The sequence below is a fragment of the Shewanella sp. HL-SH2 genome, from assembly GCF_051164935.1.
In the GTDB taxonomy this organism is placed as follows: domain Bacteria; phylum Pseudomonadota; class Gammaproteobacteria; order Enterobacterales; family Shewanellaceae; genus Shewanella; species Shewanella glacialimarina.
In genome coordinates this window covers 3,889,137-3,907,732 of sequence record NZ_CP195035.1, presented here as the reverse complement: position 1 = coordinate 3,907,732, position 18,596 = coordinate 3,889,137, and the positions used below count along the sequence as shown (strand labels likewise).

General features: G+C 42.8%; 15 protein-coding genes and 2 pseudogenes. 3 read left to right on the top strand and 14 right to left on the bottom strand.

Going from position 1 to position 18,596, the window contains the following annotated elements:
- The first annotated feature begins 1 nt into the window (after window position 1).
- The 3 genes from ACRWP9_RS17090 to ACRWP9_RS17080 all read left to right on the top strand — a co-directional run bounded on the left by ACRWP9_RS17090 (window position 2) and on the right by ACRWP9_RS17080 (window position 4,035).
- Window positions 2-3,055: an efflux RND transporter permease subunit gene (locus tag ACRWP9_RS17090; protein ID WP_434926981.1), complete on the top strand. Its 3,054-nt coding sequence runs from the start codon at window positions 2-4 to the stop codon at window positions 3,053-3,055.
- Window positions 3,052-3,357: a DUF3240 family protein gene (locus tag ACRWP9_RS17085; protein WP_434926980.1), complete on the top strand. Its 306-nt coding sequence runs from the start codon at window positions 3,052-3,054 to the stop codon at window positions 3,355-3,357. The genes ACRWP9_RS17090 and ACRWP9_RS17085 overlap by 4 nt, the downstream gene beginning before the upstream one ends.
- Before the next feature lie 204 nt (window positions 3,358-3,561).
- Entirely contained in the window at window positions 3,562-4,035 is a 474-nt protein-coding gene (locus ACRWP9_RS17080; protein WP_434926979.1) for a hypothetical protein, read from the top strand.
- Window positions 4,036-4,209: 174 nt separating this feature from the next.
- On the opposite strand, the gene lipA is transcribed toward ACRWP9_RS17080, so the two are convergent.
- The 14 genes and pseudogenes from lipA to leuS all read right to left on the bottom strand — a co-directional run bounded on the left by lipA (window position 4,210) and on the right by leuS (window position 18,507).
- On the bottom strand, window positions 4,210-5,175 hold the full coding sequence (gene lipA / locus ACRWP9_RS17075) for a lipoyl synthase (RefSeq protein ID WP_434926978.1): 966 nt from the start codon (window positions 5,173-5,175) through the stop codon (window positions 4,210-4,212).
- The gene (gene lipB / locus ACRWP9_RS17070) at window positions 5,175-5,825 is read right to left on the bottom strand and encodes a lipoyl(octanoyl) transferase LipB (protein WP_434926977.1); all 651 of its coding nucleotides are present in this window, start codon (window positions 5,823-5,825) and stop codon (window positions 5,175-5,177) included. The genes lipA and lipB overlap by 1 nt, the downstream gene beginning before the upstream one ends.
- Before the next feature lie 109 nt (window positions 5,826-5,934).
- Window positions 5,935-6,201: a DUF493 family protein YbeD gene (gene ybeD / locus ACRWP9_RS17065; protein ID WP_226413709.1), complete on the bottom strand. Its 267-nt coding sequence runs from the start codon at window positions 6,199-6,201 to the stop codon at window positions 5,935-5,937.
- A 134-nt stretch (window positions 6,202-6,335) separates the two neighbouring features.
- A complete protein-coding gene (locus ACRWP9_RS17060; RefSeq protein ID WP_434926976.1) occupies window positions 6,336-7,550 on the bottom strand; it encodes a serine hydrolase in 1,215 nt (404 codons plus the stop codon).
- Window positions 7,551-7,673: 123 nt separating this feature from the next.
- Entirely contained in the window at window positions 7,674-8,498 is an 825-nt protein-coding gene (locus tag ACRWP9_RS17055) for a septal ring lytic transglycosylase RlpA family protein (protein WP_434926975.1), read from the bottom strand.
- Window positions 8,488-9,482 (bottom strand): annotated as a pseudogene (gene mltB, locus ACRWP9_RS17050) (lytic murein transglycosylase B). The gene ACRWP9_RS17055 and the pseudogene mltB overlap by 11 nt, the downstream one beginning before the upstream one ends.
- A 9-nt stretch (window positions 9,483-9,491) precedes the next feature.
- A complete protein-coding gene (gene rodA / locus ACRWP9_RS17045) occupies window positions 9,492-10,613 on the bottom strand; it encodes a rod shape-determining protein RodA (RefSeq protein WP_434926974.1) in 1,122 nt (373 codons plus the stop codon).
- Window positions 10,606-12,512, bottom strand: a pseudogene (mrdA, locus tag ACRWP9_RS17040) (penicillin-binding protein 2). Before mrdA ends, rodA begins: the two are co-directional and overlap by 8 nt.
- Window positions 12,513-12,610: 98 nt before the next feature.
- Window positions 12,611-13,081 carry a 23S rRNA (pseudouridine(1915)-N(3))-methyltransferase RlmH gene (rlmH, locus tag ACRWP9_RS17035; protein ID WP_226413719.1) on the bottom strand — a complete coding sequence of 157 codons (471 nt, stop codon included), beginning with the start codon at window positions 13,079-13,081 and terminating at the stop codon, window positions 12,611-12,613.
- The gene (gene rsfS / locus ACRWP9_RS17030) at window positions 13,081-13,410 is read right to left on the bottom strand and encodes a ribosome silencing factor (RefSeq protein WP_226413721.1); all 330 of its coding nucleotides are present in this window, start codon (window positions 13,408-13,410) and stop codon (window positions 13,081-13,083) included. Before rsfS ends, rlmH begins: the two co-directional genes overlap by 1 nt.
- 154 nt (window positions 13,411-13,564) lie before the next feature.
- Complete coding sequence (gene nadD, locus ACRWP9_RS17025; RefSeq protein WP_434926973.1) at window positions 13,565-14,218, bottom strand: nicotinate-nucleotide adenylyltransferase; 654 nt, start codon at window positions 14,216-14,218, stop codon at window positions 13,565-13,567.
- Window positions 14,219-14,232: 14 nt separating this feature from the next.
- Complete coding sequence (gene holA, locus ACRWP9_RS17020) at window positions 14,233-15,264, bottom strand: DNA polymerase III subunit delta (protein ID WP_434926972.1); 1,032 nt, start codon at window positions 15,262-15,264, stop codon at window positions 14,233-14,235.
- Window positions 15,265-15,759: an LPS assembly lipoprotein LptE gene (lptE, locus tag ACRWP9_RS17015; RefSeq protein ID WP_434929116.1), complete on the bottom strand. Its 495-nt coding sequence runs from the start codon at window positions 15,757-15,759 to the stop codon at window positions 15,265-15,267. It lies immediately after the preceding gene.
- Window positions 15,760-15,915: 156 nt separating this feature from the next.
- Window positions 15,916-18,507: a leucine--tRNA ligase gene (gene leuS / locus ACRWP9_RS17010; RefSeq protein WP_434929114.1), complete on the bottom strand. Its 2,592-nt coding sequence runs from the start codon at window positions 18,505-18,507 to the stop codon at window positions 15,916-15,918.
- Between the last annotated feature and the right edge of the window lie 89 nt (window positions 18,508-18,596).

The following is an 18,596-nucleotide window of genomic DNA, read 5'->3' as shown; positions in this document are numbered from 1 at the left end:
CATGTTGGCTGCGGTTATTCGTTTTTCGCTTACACAACGCTTATTTGTGTTGATCGTTGCGCTGATGTTAATGCTTGCGGGCGGGCGTGCCTGGTTTTCTATCCCATTAGATGCCTTTCCTGATATTTCACCTACTCAAGTTAAAATTATTTTAAAAGCTCCGGGGATGACGCCCGAAGAAATCGAAGCACAGATCACCGTGCCGATTGAAACCGAGCTGTTGGGCATTCCTAATCAGGCGATTCTTCGTTCGACCACTAAATATGCCATCAGTGACATTACCTTAGATTTTACCGAAGGAACCGATATTTACTGGGCAAGGCAACAGGTCAGTGAGCGTCTTGCTGCCGTGTGGGACAGTTTTCCTGAGGGTGTGTCTGGCGGTGTTGCGCCCATGAGCACACCGCTGAGTGAAATATTCATGTTTTCGTTAGAAAACCCTAATCTGTCTTTGATGGAGCGTCGGCAATTACTTGAGTGGGAAGTGCGACCGTTACTGCGCACTGTTGCTGGGGTTGCCGATGTGAATATTTTAGGTGGATACGCTAAAAGTTTTAATATTAGTCCGAACCCCGCAGCAATGGCTGCGGCTGGGGTCAGCTTTGCTGCGCTGCAACAGGCCATTATGGAAAATAACCATAACGAGGGCGCGGGCAAGCTAACCATAGGTACCGACACCATTATTGTGCGCGCAGAAGGGCGTATTGATGACATCGATGAATTGGAGCAATTAGTCATCAAAGCCGATAACGGCAAAGTGTATCGCCTGACGGATTTGGCTGATATTGATGTTGGTCATTTAGCGCGTTATGGCGCCGTAACCAAAGATGGTGAAGAAACCGCCGAAGCATTAATCATTGCTCTAAAGGATGCTAATACCGCGCAGGTGGTGAGCAATATTAAGCAAAAGCTTGATCAAATAAGCATGACATTGCCACAAGGCAGTGTGATCAACACTTTTTATGATCGCGCTAATTTGATTAATACCGCTATTGATACCATTTCAACGGCGCTGTTTGAGGCAGTGTTGTTAGTGATTGTATTACTCGCCCTGTTTTTAGGTAATGTGCGCGCGGCTTTAGTGGTGTCATTGTCTTTGCCCTTAGCCGCCTTAATGACCTTTTTAATGATGGATTTGTTCAATCTATCGGCTAATTTAATGAGCTTGGGTGGGCTTGTTATCGCCATAGGTATGCTGGTGGACTCATCGGTTGTAGTGGTTGAAAACATGGTGAACCTTATCGCCACCAAACAACGTTTACCGCGCTTGCACCTTATTTTTAGAGCGACAAAAGATGTCGCAGTGCCTGTTGTTTCCGGTACTGTGATTGTAATGATTGTATTCTCGCCTTTGCTAACCTTAACTGGGCTAGAGGGTAAGTTATTCACCCCCGTTGCGGTCACCATAGTGTTTGCCATGTTATCGGCACTTGTGTTGTCGTTAACCGTTATTCCGGTTGTTGCATCTTACTTAGTGAATGAAAAATCGGCGCAAGAACCCAAAGCCATCGAAAAATTGAAAGCCGCTTATTTAACCAGTCTTAAAGGCACTTTTATTTATAAAAAGCCTTTTATGATTGTGGCATTTTCCTTACTGATTGTCAGTTTAGGCTTATTTAGTTTGGTGGGTAAAACCTTTATGCCGACCTTAGATGAAGGCGATATTATTTTACAGTTGGAAAAATCGCCCTCTATTTCACTTGAGGCTTCTATTGAGATTGATAAACAAATTCAACAAACCCTATTAGCTCAGCTTCCTGAAATTAAGCAGATGGTGGCAAGAACTGGCGCAGATGAAATTGGATTAGACCCTATGGGATTGAATGAAACCGATGTCTTTTTAGAGTTAGCCCCTCGCGATGAATGGCGATTTGATACTAAAGATGAGCTTATAGAAGCTATCCGCACCGAGTTATTACATTACCCCGGGGTAAACTTTAACTTTACTCAGCCAATCCAAATGCGCGTGTCTGAAATGTTGACCGGCAGTATTGGTGACGTTGCAATTAAAGTATTTGGCACCGACATCGATACCCTTGGCCAGCTTACCGGGCAAATTGAACAACTTGTCAGTGCCACCCAAGGCAGCATCGATATCAAAATGTCGATGATAGAAGGTAGCCCATTTATTAACTTAACTCTAAATAATGAAATGGCCCGCGGCTTTGGCATGAGCACTATCGAGTTTGCCCGTTATCTTAAAAGTCAGCTTGAAGGTGTGATGGTGACGGAAGTGCTGCAAGGTAAAAAACGCACTCCAGTATTGATTGCCAGTAATCAGCTCGGGCTAAGCAGCATCAGCGAGCTACAGCAGCAATTGCTGGTAATGCCAGACCATTCGTTAAAGCGTTTAATTGATGTGGCAACGCTCAGTTATAAAGAAGGGCCAATTTTAATTGAGCGTGAACAAGGTGACCGTTTCTCTGTGATAACCACCAACGTGCAAGGCCGAGACATCGTTGGGTTTGTGGAAGAGCTTAACGCCAAAATAGCCACAGAGATTAAGTTTCCAAGCGGTTACAGCGTCAGTTTTGGCGGGGAATTTGAAAACCAACAACGGGCAACCAATAACTTACTACTAGTGATCCCAATCGCCATTGCGCTTATCACCCTGATTCTATTCACCACATTTGGGTCGCTCACTAAAGCCAGTTTAATTTTGGCCAACGTCCCCTTTGCCATGATGGGCGGTATAGTCAGTTTGTATTTATCGGGTGAGTATTTATCTGTACCTGCATCAGTGGGGTTTATCGCCTTGCTCGGTGTTGCAGTGCTCAACGGCGTGGTAATGGTGAGTTATTACGAACAAACCAAGCACCTATTTAGCGACTTAATCACTAGGGTAGAACAGGGCGCCGCAAGACGATTAAGGCCTATCTTAATGACAGCCACAACAGCCATGTTTGGTTTGATGCCCTTGGTGTTTGCCACCGGCCCAGGCGCTGAAATTCAAAAGCCATTGGCTATAGTGGTTATCGGAGGTTTGCTGACATCGACTATTACCACCCTTTATTTATTACCAATCCTGTATTACTGGCTGGAGAAACGTCAATGAACGCAGAGCAAGTATTAGTGCTAATCGCTCAAAATGATATTAAAGACGACATAGTTGACACTTTGATTTCACTCGATTTCTTGTCAGGTTTTAGCCTAGGCAATATTTGCGGTTTTAGCCGCGAGCATAGCCACTTTAATATCAAAGAGCAGGTAGAAGGATATCGCGAGTTTTGTAAATTTGAAATTATGCACCCTATTGAGGCTCAAGCCGCATTACTGAATGCGCTATCTGTTGTGTGTAAACACAATCCTTGTCGCTACTGGATCACCCCGATCACGCAAACAGGAACGTTATGCTAGCGAGCTAATGCTAGGTACTTATGTGAGTGCTTAATCTAAGGTATGTGCATAACGCCAAAGTATCTATAAAGCCATAGTGAGTATGGTGTTGGTTGTATTGGGCAATATGATTGGTGTGTAACAAGCGCCAATCATATTAACGTTAATTATTCTTAATACACACACCTGAAATTGACGGATTAATAAATGATAAGGTGTTTAGCTATGAATTTTTATCGCTTTTTAAATTTGGTATTTGTGCTGTTATTGGTTAGCGCACCAATATACTGCGCATATGCTAATAAGAGTGATAATCCGCAGATTAATGGGCAGTTTGAATGGGCCTGTACCACCCCAAATGTACTGAAAGCCACTTTTGAACATCAGGTGACTTTGATATCCATCACCTTAAAACGCGATAACAATATTGTACTCAGTTTAGACTCACAAACCCTAGCAAAGCAGATACTCGATGCTGGCCAATTTGGTGAACCGGATTCAATACACCGGAGCGTTTTTTATATCAAAATTCCAGAGCTTAGCAATGCAGAATATCAGCTGAGTTGGACGGTACAGGACGTAAACGATGCCATTTCAAATGGTCATGGCCTATTAAGCGTATCAGCAGATAACACTTTTCCTCGTCCCTCGACTAAGAAGCATAGATACAATATTTTGCATAAAAAACTGAATCATTAGGGGCTGTCACCTTAAAAAAGTGACAGAAATCAAGTCGAATATTGAACTATCAAAACATGATATTGCCTATGGCTTCGGTGATACGGCAGAAGACCTACCAATTCAAGTAAATCATTCCCCATAAAAAAACGGCGCTATAAGCGCCGTTTTTGTTCAAACTCTAAAGCCAAAAAGTTACTTTACTTCTTTACCCTGAGCTTGCAAATCTGCATGGTAGCTTGAGCGAACAAGCGGGCCACATGCTGCATGGGTAAAACCAAGTTTGTCTGCTAATGCTTTAAGCTCGTCAAACTCTGCTGGTGGCACATAACGTTCAACCGGTAAGTGGAACTTACTTGGTTGTAAATATTGACCTAATGTCAGCATTTCAACCTTGTGAGCACGTAGATCATGCAGTACTTCTGCAATTTCTTCGTTAGTTTCACCTAAGCCCATCATTAAGCCAGACTTAGTGGGTACATCAGGATGACGTTCTTTAAACTTTCTCAATAAGTCTAGTGACCACTGATAGTTAGCACCAGGACGCGCTTTACGATAATGCTTAGGCGCGGTTTCTAAATTGTGATTGAACACATCAGGTGGCTCAGTGGCTAAGATTTCTAATGCCGCATCGATACGACCACGGAAGTCAGGCACTAAAATTTCAATCTTAATAGCAGGGTTTAACAGGCGAATTTCACGAATACAATCAGCAAAATGTTGTGCGCCGCCATCACGTAAGTCATCACGGTCAACCGAGGTGATAACAACATATTTAAGCTTCATATCCGCAATAGTTTGCGCCAGCTTTTTAGGCTCTTCGGCATCAGCGGCTAATGGACGACCATGGGCAACATCACAAAATGGGCAGCGACGAGTACAAATAGCGCCAAGGATCATAAAGGTCGCTGTACCGTGGTTAAAACATTCTGCTAGGTTAGGGCATGATGCTTCTTCACAAACAGAATGTAAGCCATTTTTACGCAGGGCAGCTTTAATTTCTAAAATACGTGTATTAGATGAAGGCAGCTTTACCCGTAACCAATCTGGCTTGCGCAGCATGGTTTCGCGCTCTGAGGGTACAATTTTGATAGGAATGCGTGCAACTTTATCGGCGTCACGTAACTTAACTCCCGGTTGTAATCTTTCAGGCCTATTCATTATTCTGCTAATCCTTGATGATGCACAAGTTGTTGGTAGCCCATAACTTGGCTAAATGTTTGAATGAGTTTATCGCCAGCTTCAAGTACGGTTTGTGGACCGCCGAGTGCTTTGCATTGCACCATTTCAAGACCGGCATAACCACAGGGGTTAATACGTTGGAATGGGCCTAGGTCCATGTCTACGTTTAACGCTAAGCCGTGGAATGAACAGCCTTTTCGAATGCGTAAGCCTAAAGAAGCTAGTTTGCGTTCTTGTACATATACGCCGGGGGCATCGGCCTTAGCATAGGCTTCGACATTATATAGCGCTAACATATCAACTATGCTTTGCTCTATGTTGTTAACCAGCTGCCTGACGCCCATTTTATTACGTTTTATGTCGATAAGTGGATAAACCACTAGTTGCCCTGGGCCGTGATAGGTGACTTGACCACCACGGTCTACTTGGATCACCGGGATATCGCCAGGATTTAAAATATGCTCACTTTTACCCGCTTGACCTTGGGTAAAAACAGGTTGATGTTCTACAACCCAAAGTTCATCTTGGCTATCACTGTCACGGGTGTCAGTGTATTCCTGCATAGCATGCCATACAGATTGATAGTCTTGCATACCAAGATGGCGAATGTGCAATGTTGATGCTGGCAAGGGCAACGTCTCCCCAAAGGTTGGACCGGTCACGTGTATGTTCAACGTGTTTAAAATAATTCCAGAGTATTATACTCAAGTTTTACACGTTTACAGAACTCTTTAACGATTAGAGTACGCGTTTTACGCCCTCAATAGCGGCAAGATCAATATACGCTTTTTCAATATGTTCTTTACTGGTGACGGTAATGCGGATCGTAATCGAATAATAACTGCCTTTGCTTGATGTTTTAACGGTTGGCACATAGTCGCCTGGGGCAAGTTGTTGGGCTACTGCGACAACGCGATCGGCCAAGGTGTCATCAGCATCGCCAATTACTTTAAATGGACATGCATTAGGAAACGTCATTACTTCATCAAAAGTGGTGTTTAACATCGGATTACTCATTGGTGATTGTTACACTAAATATGGTGGCGATTATACCTGATTCAAGGCTTAGATAACTTGAAATAATAAAGCCGCTGTAAAAGCGGCTTCAATTAATTGATTTTCATGATAATTATTATTGCTTATTCAAACCAGCTAGCAAACATTTGTTTGAAGTAGTCCATCAATTTGCTGAACCAGCTACCTTCTTCAACAGTATTTAATGTCACTAAAGGATACTGAGCAATGTCTTTTCCATCTAATTGGAAGAACACACGGCCAACCGTTTCGCCTTTGGCAAGTGGGGCGCTTAATGGTTTAGTTAACTCAAAGTTAGCTTGTAAGTCTTTGGCCTTGCCACGGCTGATGGTAATAGGCGTATCTGTTATGACCCCTAGGTCAACATTATCAACATCGCCATACCAAATTTTTTGGCTTACAAAAGTGTCACCCGCTTTGTAAGGCGTGATGGTTTCAAAAAAGCGGAAACCGTAGTTAAGTAACTTTTTACTTTCAGCTTTACGGGCTGACTCACTACTAGTACCGAGTACTACGGTAATTAAACGCATGCCATCGTCACTGGTGGCAGATGAGACTAAGTTATAACCTGCACCTGAAGTATGACCTGTTTTAATGCCGTCTACTTTTAAGCTGTTATCCCACAGTAGTCCATTGCGGTTGTATTGTTTAATACCATTAAAGGTAAAAGACTTTTCTGAATAGACACGATATTCTTCAGGTACATCACGAATAAGTGCCGCGCCTAAAATGGCCATATCGTATGCGGTTGTTTTATGAGCATCTGAATCTAAACCGTGTGAGTTTTCAAAGTAGCTGTCATTCATACCTAGCTGCTTTGCCCATGAGTTCATTAAATCAACGAATGCACCTTCTGTGCCTGCAATGTGTTCAGCCATAGCAACACACGCATCGTTTCCTGATTGAATAATAATACCGCGATTTAAGTCGGAAACTTTGACTGTTTTGCCCACTTCAATGAACATTTTTGATGAATCAGGAAAGTTTTTTGACCAGGCATTTTGGGTGATAAGCACATCATCATCTAGTGAAATATTCCCCACTTTAACTTCATGCCCAATAACGTAACTGGTCAGCATTTTAGTTAAACTGGCAGGGTTTAAGCTGTCATAAGCATTTTGTTCTGCGATGACGCGGCCTGAATAATAATCCATTAACACATAGGCTTTTGCCGCAACACTTGGTGCATCAGGGGTAACCATTGGGGCGCGATTAGGCGTTGGACGTGCATCTGGCTGCGGTGTGTTAGCAGAAGAGGTAAACGACACAAAAGAAAGTAGCAGTGCAGTCGCAATTGGTGCTTTGGCAATATTTATCATGAAATTAGCTGGTCTCTATTAATTCGAAGAAAAGACAATAAAAAAGATTATAACATTAGTCGTGCCACTATTAGTCAACCAAATTGCATTAAGGTTCCTTAATCGAGTAAATTACTAGATAAATTAAGGGACAATAAAGCTTTGTGGGTAACCTTGGCTATGTAGGTTGTCTAATAGTTTATTGGTTAAGTAAATTTTTCCAATAGGACCTAATTGAACTCGATGTATACCATCCCTTGATACTATTCGAGATGAAACGCCGTATTTATTTTCGAGTTCTTTGGCTAGGGCATTCACACGTAGTTTGTCTTTGGATGCTGCGACTTGAATGTAATGAATTTCGTTGCTGGTCGCCTCAGATATGCCTCGCTGGTCATTTGATTCAATATGAATGACTTCGATTTTTACTTTGGCTGTGCCTTTTGCCAACATATCTAGGTGATAAGCACCGGCATAGGACAAGTCAATGACGCGGCCATTATGGAAAGGTCCGCGATCATTTACCCTCACAATAATTTGTTTATTATTTTCAAGGTTAGTGACTTTAACGTAACTTGGCAGCGGTAAGTTTTTATGTGCTGCTGACATGGTATACATGTCATATGTTTCACCATTTGAGGTTAAGTGGCCATGAAACTTAGCCCCATACCATGATGCGTGACCGGTTTCGGAAAAGCCTTTACCTGTAGGCAGTACTTTATAGCTTTTGCCTAAAACAGTGTAATTACGATTGCCTTGGCGGGTGTATGCTTCGTATTTGGGCACCGCATTTTTAACTTTGCTGACATCTGGCGCATTATCAGGATAGCGGTCATCCGCCATTTGGTAACGACCCGATTGGCTACTTGCCCCTACACTGCCTTTTTTGTTATCTGGTTTTGATGAACATGCCGCCATAAGCAAGATAATCATCATGGCAATGGTACTTAGATAGAGTTTATTTTGCATTGTATTGGGCTTTTAATTGTTCGCTAAATTGGTAAACCGCCATTGCATAAAGCGGGCTGCGATTATAACGGGTGATAACATAAAAGTTCTTAAGTCCCAACCAGTATTCGTCTGCTTCGGGTTGTTCTAATTTTACTAATAGCGCTTGCTGAGAAACATCAATGTCCTGCGCCGATGCCAAGCTTAATGTCGGAGCCAAAATATCTGAGGCTCGATAATGCAATCTCTCTTTAGTCCATACTTTGGCTTTTGGCGCCTTATTATCGGTATGATTTAGCGGTAAGGCTACAGGAGCTCCTCGTTGCCAACCATGTTGATGAAAATAATTGGCTACACTGCCAATCGCATCGGCTTTACTCGTGAGTAAGTCTCTGCGGCCATCGCCACTGAAGTCGACTGAGTAATGGCGATAACTAGATGGAATAAACTGACCAAACCCCATCGCGCCGGCATACGAGCCTTTCAAGCTGGCATTGTCGAGTTTTTCTTCCTTAATGAGTGACATCAAGTTACTGTATTCACTTCTAAAAAAGTGGCCCTTGGGGCATAGTAAAAGCCTAAAGTGTACAGGGCATCTTGCACGCGATAGTTACCCATGTAACCACCGTAAAATGTTTCAATACCTATGATGGCGACAATGATTTGCGGGTCAACATTAAATTTATTTGCAGCTTTGGCTATGGTATTGGCATTTTCATGCCAAAACTCTAGCCCTTTGGCTAAGCGTTTTTCGGTGAGAAAAATAGGATAATACTGGTGCCAAGGTTTTGCTTCCCAGGGTTTGGTTATGGCATCAATCACTTCTTGGGTATAAGTCGACTCATTTAAAAATGCTTCAATTTCTTGTTGACTAAAGCCTTGTTTAATTTGCTCTGCCATAAACTGCTTTTTTAAGGCGTCGACATCTGTCGCCGCCGAGGCGATACCAATATGTGTCGATACGACTAAGGTGATCGCGCTAAATAAACGGGTAGATAATTTCATTACACCTTCCTATCGATCAATAAATCGTCTATGAGTTTGAATACTCATTAAAATGCCAAAGCCTGTCATCAGCGTCATCATAGATGTACCGCCATAGCTGACTAGCGGTAAAGGCACGCCTACTACAGGCAGAATGCCTGAAACCATGCCTATGTTAACAAAGATATATACAAAGAATGTGAGTGTAATACTGCCGGCTAATAAGCGTGCAAAACTGGTTTGTGCCCGTGAGGCTATGACTAAACCACGGCCAATAATGAACAGATAAATACTCAATAGCAATAAACTGCCCATTAAACCAAATTCTTCACCAATAACGCCAAAGATAAAGTCGGTGTGTCTTTCTGGTAAAAACTCCAACTGTGACTGAGAGCCATTTAGCCAACCCTTGCCCCAAAATCCGCCTGAGCCAATGGCTATTTTAGATTGAATAATATGATAACCCGCACCTAAGGGATCTTTCTCCGGGTCGAATAATGTCAGCACACGAGTACGCTGATAGTCGTGCATTAAAAAGAACCATAAAATCGGTAAAAAAATCAGTCCAGCAATGATAATAGCACCCACTATTAACCAACTCATGCCCGATAAAAACAATACAAACACCCCTGAAGCAGCGACTAAAATTGAGGTGCCTAAGTCTGGTTGCTTGGCGATCAGTAGCGTTGGAATTAATAGGATGATTGCCCCACCTGCAAGGTGGCGTTTTTTAGGCGGTAAGGGAAATTTACTGATATACCATGCCATGGTAATGGGGAAGGCAAGTTTAATAAGCTCTGAAGGTTGAAATTCCATAAAGCCAAGATTTAACCAGCGCTGCGCCCCTTTATTAATGGTGCCAAAAAAATCTACCCCTAATAATAAAATAATACCCGCGACATAAATAGGTAGCGCCCAGCGTTTTAATGCTTCGGGATTAATTTGTGCCATGGCAAGCATGATGAATAAAGATAACCCCATTCGCACTAACTGACGTTCCATCATCGCCATGCTTTCGCCACTGGCTGAATAAATAACGAATAATCCAAAAGCCATTAATATCAACAGACCTGACAATAGCGGCAAGTCAATATGCAGCTTTTGCCAAATATTTTTTTTATGATGATGACCGTGACTATGATGGCTATTCATTTGGTTGCTCATTTGCAGGCGTTGTAGCGGTATCTGTTAGTGTGTCGCTAGGTACAGTCCATTCATCCCTGAGGATATATTCGTCCAGTAGGGCCCGCGCTAAGGGGCCGGCATTAGCTCCCCCCAACCAGCATTTTCAAGCACAACGGCTAAGGCGATGCGTGGATTCTCATAGGGGGCGTAGGCAACAATGAGTGCATTGTCGCGTAAATGCTCGGCAATAGTATCAGCATTATACTTTTCATCCTGACCGACCGAGAATACCTGGGCCGTGCCTGTTTTCATTGCAGCTGTGTACGTCGCATCGGTAAATCTTGATTTATCAGCAGTTTGACGCATAGCTTCGTTAATAATGTCCCAATTTCTAGGGTTTTTAAGCTCAATCGGTGGCTGTTCATCTATTGGCGCATCAATTTTGACCTTGTCATCTTTAAAGGTTTTCAATAAATGTGGCGTAAAACGACGACCTTTATTGGCCAAAATTGCTGTAGAACTAGCGAGTTGTAATGGCGTACTTGTCCAGTATCCTTGACCAATACCAACAGAAATCGTGTCGCCAATATACCAGGCTTGGTTGTAACGTAAGCGTTTCCAGTCACGTGATGGCATAATGCCTGCGACTTCTTCATATATATCGATATTGGTTCTTTCACCAAAACCAAATTGCGCCATGAAACTGGCCATTTTATCGATACCGACTTTATAAACTAGGTCGTAGAAAAAGATATCGCATGAATCAACAATGGCATGATAAACATCAACCCATCCATGGCCCCATTTTTTCCAATCGCGCCATTTGCGTTCAACGCCAGGAATTTGCCAAAAGCCAGGATCCCAAACCCGTGTTTTCTCACTTATTGCGCGTTCTTCTAAACCAAGGAGTGCAACTAATGGCTTAATAGTGGATGCAGGGGAATATTGTCCCTGGGTGGCACGGTTTATTAATGGCCGAGATTTATCATTCAGTAACTCACTATATCCTTGACTACTAATACCATGGACAAATAAATTTGCGTCATAACTTGGGCTAGACACCATAGCTAAAATACCACCATCTTGAGGATCGATGGCAACCACTGACCCCCGTCTACCCGCTAGCAACTCCATTGCTTTTTGTTGGAGCTTTAAATCAAGCGTGAGATATATATCCTGCCCAGGTGTCGGCGGAGTGACTCTCAAGGTGCGAATAACTCGGCCACGGTTATTCACTTCCTCTTCTAAATGTCCTGGCAGTCCATGGAGTAAAGTCTCATAGAACTTTTCGATACCTTGTTTGCCAATATCGTTAGTCGCCGCATAATTCTTCCAGCTATTACTTTTTTCTAACAGTGCTTTATCACTGGTGTTAATCCTACCAACATAACCTAGAACATGTGTCATGAGGCTATTGTAGGGGTAGTTACGTTTTAACCCAGCTTCAACATAAATACCGGGAAACATGTGTTGATCAACTGAAAAAGCGGCTACTTGCTCTTCGGTCAATTTTCCCTTAATGGTGAGCGGTTTAAAGCGCCGATGAAACTTAAGGGTGTCTTTAATTTGATCACGTTCTTCTTGAGATATCTCAACCACAGCATTGAGTTGATCAAAAGTGGCATCAAGATCGTCAATTCGCTCAGGGATCATTTCAAGAGAGTGATAAGGTTGGTTTTCTGCGAGTAGCTGACCGTGTCGGTCAAAAATAAGTCCGCGACTGGGGGCGGTGGGGACAACTCTAATACGGTTATCGTTGGAGCGGGTTTCATAATCTTTGTAAGAAACCACCTGTAATTGATACAGATTAAAAAATACTATACTGAGTAAAATGAACACGCAAAAAAAAGTGAACAATGCACGGCGTTTGAATAACGAAGCCTCGGCGGCGTGGTCATGCATTGTGATGCGCTTCTTTGGCGGCACTTAAGTCTCCAGCGGGTAAATAGCGAAAAGGTTAGCGTCGCTTTTATCGTGTTGCGGTGTCAACAACCATAAATGTCTTTTAATGAACTCACACCCTATTACTCGCGATGATAAGGATGATTATTATTGATGCTCCAGGCGCGATAGAGGCTTTCACCAATTAAGATACGCACAAGTGGATGTGGTAATGTTAGGGCTGACAAACACCAGCTTTGATCTGCTGCGGCCTTGCAGGCTGGGGCAAGTCCTTCTGGCCCACCAATCAATAAACTTACATCTCGTCCATCTAATTGCCACTTTGTCATTTGTTCAGCTAAATCGGGTGTTGTCCAATTTTTACCGGGCAAATCTAAGCTCACAATATGATTGCCTTTTGCAACAGCGGCTAGCATTGCTTCGCCTTCTTTTTGCAAAATTCGAGCGATATCAGCATTCTTGCCCCGTTTACCCGCAGTGATTTCGACTAATTCTAGCGGCATATCCCGGGGGAAACGACGCTGATATTCTTCAAAACCTCGGGTAACCCAGTCGGGCATTTTTGTGCCTACGGCAATCAGTTGTAACTTCATTAGGCGTTATTGTTCGACCACAATTTTTCAAGCTCGTAATATTCACGAGTTTGCTCTTGCATCACATGAACAATCACTTCACCTAGGTCTACTAATACCCATTCGCTGCTGTCACGGCCTTCAACACCAAGTGGTTGCATGCCAGCTTTTTTGGCTTCAACAACCAGATGTTCACCAATAGAGCGAACGTGTGTTTTAGATGTACCAGTACAAATCACCATAGTATCAGTGATAGTTGATTGTTTTTTAACATCTAATACAACGATGTTTTTTGCTTTTAAGTCTTCGATTTTATCGACGACGAAATCTTTCAGTTCGGTGCTTTGCACGCGAATTACCTCACTAGTCAAAATTAACGGAGCATTATACTCAATTTCATCCCACGGAAGCAATTAAGCAAAGGTGTTTATGCTGATCCATATTGCAATCAGGGCGCGACAAACAGCTTTAATCCTATTTAGATTTGTTTTGGTGATTGGTTATTTAACAAAGGTATAACTTATGTTGCTGAATATAGCTAAGCGTAGAAGGCATAATAAGTTCATTGACTGGCTGATTGTTGTGTAGCTTGTAACGTACATCGGTTGAAGAAATATTCTGTAAAGCGATAGCGACTGGAATGACTGCACCATGTGTAGGTGGTGTTTGATGAGATATTAATTGTTGTACATAATCGACATGGTTAATTGATTTGCTATCAAGTACTTGCTGCATTGAATTACAGGTGTCAAGTTGCCAGCCTGGACGTTGGCATAGCACGATATGGCAATGATTAAATAATGTTTGCCATAGATGCCAGCTAGGTAAGTGTAAAAATGAATCCATTCCCATAATAAAATAAAACTGATGCTGCGGATAAGTGTGCTGTAAATTCTGTAGGCTCACGACAGTATATGAAGGGCTATCACGGTTAATTTCAATGTCACAGACCTCAAGATCACTGAATTGCTGGCAAACATCTTCTACCATGGCAAGTCGGTGTTTGCTGCTAACATTAGTGGATTGCTTATGGGGCGGAATATGATTTGGCATCAGCCACACTTTGTCCAAGTGTAATTGCTGTTTCACTTCTAGTGCAGGGCGAATATGGCCTAAATGGATAGGGTCGAAGGTGCCGCCTAAAATACCTATTCGCATGTTTAATCCTAGGTCTAGCTTAATTCTATATGGGCTAAACGATTGTGTGCCCGCGGATCAAAAAGAATACACAAATGGCTCATACCCACCCAATCTTCAATACCATGCTGTTTAAGGTTGAGCTCTAATGTTGATGCCAAACCCAACATATGTTCAATATGGTGAAGCTCTAAACGCGTTAATGCAGCTTGATAAAGGGGTTTTCGTTTATCCCAAATTCGATATTTACCCCACAATTGACTGAGTTGCTCACCCTGTGATTGGGCTAGTTTCAAATTAAGTAATAGGGTTATTTCTTTAAAAATTGCCCACATTAAAATAGGCATGGCTGTACCTTCACCTTGCAGCTGTGCCAACATATGCTGAGCTTGCTTTTGATGATTACTCAAAATGGCGTCGGTAAGCTGGAACACACTGAAGCGTGATTGGTCTTCAAAATAGTCAGTCAGTTGCTCTGGGGTAATGTTGTCATTTGGGCTGACCAGTTGCAAAATTTGCATCGCTTGTTCGGCGGCGAGTAAATTACCTTCAAACAAATTAAACATCATTGCTTTGGCGTCATGATGTATGGTTAATTTATGCTGCTGAATGCGATTGTCTAACCAGCGCTCAAACTGTTTACCTTCAGGGGTGGCACAAGGAATATATAATCCTTGGCTATCTAGTGACTTAAACCACTTGCTGTTAGTTTGTTCAACGCCTGCTTTGGGACCTTGAATGATTAACAGAATATCTGGATTTAGTTGTTGTAATAATATTTGGAACGCATTAGCACCGTCAGTACCAGGCTTACCATTAGGTAAATTAAGTTCGATAATCCGTCTACTGGCAAACAAGCTCATCGATTGCCATTCTTGAATTAACTCACCCCAGTTAAAACCAGTTTCTTGACTAAGCTGAACGCGCTCATCAAAGCCTTGTTTTTTGGCGGCGGCAATAATTTGTCTTTTACTGTCTTCAATCAACCATAAATCATCACCAAATAATAAACACACTTGGGGAAGTTTCTGCAGATGAGTTTTTAGCTGGTCTGGATAAACCCGCATTTATTCACTACCGATAGATGCAAGTGTTTGAATAATGCTGTCGGCGGCTTGGGCACGCATCTCACGGGTTAATATTTCCATTTCGCGGCTTTTAGCTAATGCTGTTCGGGGATCGTCCTGGTAGTCTCGTCGTATTTCAGCTTGGAATTCTGTTGGTTCTTGCTCAGGTAACATCACAGTATAGTTGACCAAGTAAATTAACTCATACTCAGCGACATTGCCCGTAGGGTAAAGGGAGAGGGTTGCACGCTCTAATGAATCACTGACAAGTCTTAGCGTAGGCGTATCTTCTGCAGCTGCTACCAGTGTGACACGATTAATACGTAGCCTGTCGCCCACTAAGCGGGTTAGTTCGCTATATTGGTCACTACTACTGAGGTGTAATTGTTGTAATTCAACCGGAATCGAGTAACTGCGCTGTAATTTAAAGCCACAACCTGCGGTGGCAATTAGCACAAAAAAGAGTAACGCTAAGCCAATACGTTTTGCCAACATAAGTGTTATCGACATCCTTTATATCCATGAAAATCATGGCGTTGATAGTGAATGCCCATCTTATGCTGGTTAGCATAAGATGGGCAAGTTACTCATTAGTGTTCGGTAGACTTTACCCTACCTGTTATTTGCCAAGTTTAGACTGGCAACAACATACTAGTTAGCAACAATATTAAGCAATTTACCCGGTACATAAATCACTTTACGGACAGTCAGTCCTTCAGAGTGTTTTTGTACATGCTCATCTTCCATCGCGAGTGCTTGAACTTGTTCTTGAGTTGCATCTGCTGCGACAGTGATTTTTGCACGTAACTTACCGTTAATTTGCACAATAATCAGTTTGCTGTCTTCAACAAGGGCTGACTCATCAACTTCTGGCCAGCGGCTATCTTCGATATCGCTGCTATTGCCAAGCTCTTTCCATAGATTAAAACTGATGTGCGGCACTATTGGGTACAATAAACGTGTGACTGCGGATAAAGCTTCAGCCATTAATGCGCGATCTTGAGCGGACTCTTGTGGCGCTTTTAATAGATGATTCATCAATTCCATAACGGCTGCAACAGCTGTATTGAACATTTGACGACGACCAATATCATCACTGACTTTAGCAATGGTTTTATGCAGTTCACGACGCAGTGCTTTTTGGCTGCCGCTTAGTGCTTTAACCTCTAACGCTTCTGTTGTCCCGGCTGCGATATGATCACTGGCCAGTTTCCAAAAACGCTTGATAAAGCGGTGTGCACCTTCTACGCCAGATTCTTGCCATTCGAGGGTCAATTCTGGAGGTGAAGCGAACATCATGAATAAACGGACGGTATCAGCACCGTACTTTTCAACCATGACTTGCGGATCGATACCATTGTTTTTTGACTTCGACATTTTGCTCATGCCGGTATAAACCAACTCGTTACCGTCTTTGTCGATAGCTTTGATGACGCGACCTTTGTCGTCTTTTTCAAGCTCAGCAACATCAAGCGGCGATACCCATACTCGGGCGCCTTTCTCGTTGTTGTAGTAGTAAGCGTCAGCTAATACCATACCTTGAGTCAGCAATTGCTTAGCTGGCTCGTTCGAGTTAACTAAGCCCATATCGCGTAACAGCTTATGGAAAAAGCGGAAATACAATAGGTGCATACACGCATGCTCAATACCACCAATATATTGATCTACCGGCAGCCAGTAGTTAGCTTTGGCTGGGTCAAGCATTTGATCTGCATGCGGGCTACAGTAGCGAGCATAATACCAAGATGACTCCATAAAGGTGTCAAAGGTATCGGTTTCACGCCAGGCAGTTTGACCATTAATGGTGGTTTCAGCCCAGGCTTTATCTGCTTTAATTGGACTTTGAATACCGTCCATCACCACATCTTCTGGCAGAATAACTGGCAGTTGATCTTCTGGTGTTGGCATAACTGTACCATCTTCCAAGGTCACCATTGGGATCGGAGCACCCCAGTAACGTTGGCGAGAAACACCCCAGTCACGTAAGCGGAAGTTAACTTGGAGTTTACCTTTGCCTTCAGCGCTTAGCTTGGCGTTAATAGCTTCAAAAGCCGCTTTAAAATCTAAGCCGTCAAGTGCTGGGAAAGACGGGCCAGAATTAAACACGACACCTTTTTCAGTGAAGGCTTCTTTACTGATATCAACGTCGCCATCAACAGGTTTAATAACCGCTTCAATAGCTAAACCAAACTTTTTAGCAAATTCATAATCACGCTGATCATGTGCTGGAACTGACATGACGGCACCAGTGCCGTAGTTCATTAACACAAAGTTAGCGACCCAAATAGGTACAAGTTTGCCACTGATTGGATGCACAGCGTTTAAGCCTGTTGCCACCCCTTTTTTCTCCATTGAAGCCATAGCGGCTTCAGTGGTGTCAGCATTTTTACATTCTTCAATGAACTCTGCTAAAGCTGGGTTATTCACAGCGGCTTGAACAGCTAAAGGATGACCTGCAGCAATAGCCACATAAGTCACACCCATTACAGTATCTGGGCGAGTGGTATAAATATCGAAACTTTGCTGGCTATTTTCCACCTGGAAGGTCATTTCAATCCCTTCACTGCGGCCAATCCAGTTACGTTGCATAGCTTTAACTTGCTCAGGCCAACCATCAAGCGTATCGATATCGTTTAATAATTCTTCTGCGTAGTCAGTGATTTTAATAAACCACTGTGGAATTTCTTTTTGCACGACTTCAGTGTCACAGCGCCAACAACAACCGTCTTGTACTTGCTCGTTTGCCAGTACGGTTTCGTCATTTGGACACCAGTTTACTGATGAGGTTTTTTTGTACACTAAACCTTTTTCATACAGCTTAGTGAAAAACCACTGTTCCCAGCGATAGTACTCAGGGGTACATGTGGCAATTTCACGACTCCAGTCATAACCAAAACCTAATAATTTGAGCTGGTTCTTCATGTACTCAATATTTTCATAGGTCCATGGAGCTGGCGAGGTTTTATTATTAATCGCTGCATTTTCCGCAGGCAGGCCGAAAGAATCCCAACCAATAGGCTGCAGAACATTTTTTCCTTGCAAACGTTGGTAACGAGCGACAACATCACCTATGGTGTAGTTACGGACGTGTCCCATGTGAAGGCGACCTGACGGATAAGGGAACATAGAGAGGCAGTAAAACTTCTCTTTAGTCTCATCTTCAGTCACTTCGAAGGTTTTTTGGTCTTGCCAGTGCTTTTGCACTAAGGCTTCAATTTCTAAAGGATTATATTGTTCTTGCATCAATCTATTTTCGGCCATGCCGCCCACTGTTGGATTTGCGCGTATTGTATGATCTAACGCGCATTCGCCTGATGAATAACTACATAGAA

Coding starts and splice junctions, on each gene's coding strand:
- ACRWP9_RS17090 (WP_434926981.1), top strand. CDS start 2: ATGTTGGCTGCGGTTATTCGTTTTTCGCTTACACAACGCTTATTTGTG.
- ACRWP9_RS17085 (WP_434926980.1), top strand. CDS start 3,052: ATGAACGCAGAGCAAGTATTAGTGCTAATCGCTCAAAATGATATTAAA.
- ACRWP9_RS17080 (WP_434926979.1), top strand. CDS start 3,562: ATGAATTTTTATCGCTTTTTAAATTTGGTATTTGTGCTGTTATTGGTT.
- lipA (WP_434926978.1), bottom strand. CDS start 5,175: ATGAATAGGCCTGAAAGATTACAACCGGGAGTTAAGTTACGTGACGCC.
- ybeD (WP_226413709.1), bottom strand. CDS start 6,201: ATGTTAAACACCACTTTTGATGAAGTAATGACGTTTCCTAATGCATGT.
- ACRWP9_RS17060 (WP_434926976.1), bottom strand. CDS start 7,550: ATGATAAATATTGCCAAAGCACCAATTGCGACTGCACTGCTACTTTCT.
- ACRWP9_RS17055 (WP_434926975.1), bottom strand. CDS start 8,498: ATGCAAAATAAACTCTATCTAAGTACCATTGCCATGATGATTATCTTG.
- rodA (WP_434926974.1), bottom strand. CDS start 10,613: ATGAATAGCCATCATAGTCACGGTCATCATCATAAAAAAAATATTTGG.
- rlmH (WP_226413719.1), bottom strand. CDS start 13,081: ATGAAGTTACAACTGATTGCCGTAGGCACAAAAATGCCCGACTGGGTT.
- nadD (WP_434926973.1), bottom strand. CDS start 14,218: ATGCGAATAGGTATTTTAGGCGGCACCTTCGACCCTATCCATTTAGGC.
- holA (WP_434926972.1), bottom strand. CDS start 15,264: ATGCGGGTTTATCCAGACCAGCTAAAAACTCATCTGCAGAAACTTCCC.
- lptE (WP_434929116.1), bottom strand. CDS start 15,759: ATGTTGGCAAAACGTATTGGCTTAGCGTTACTCTTTTTTGTGCTAATT.
- leuS (WP_434929114.1), bottom strand. CDS start 18,507: ATGCAAGAACAATATAATCCTTTAGAAATTGAAGCCTTAGTGCAAAAG.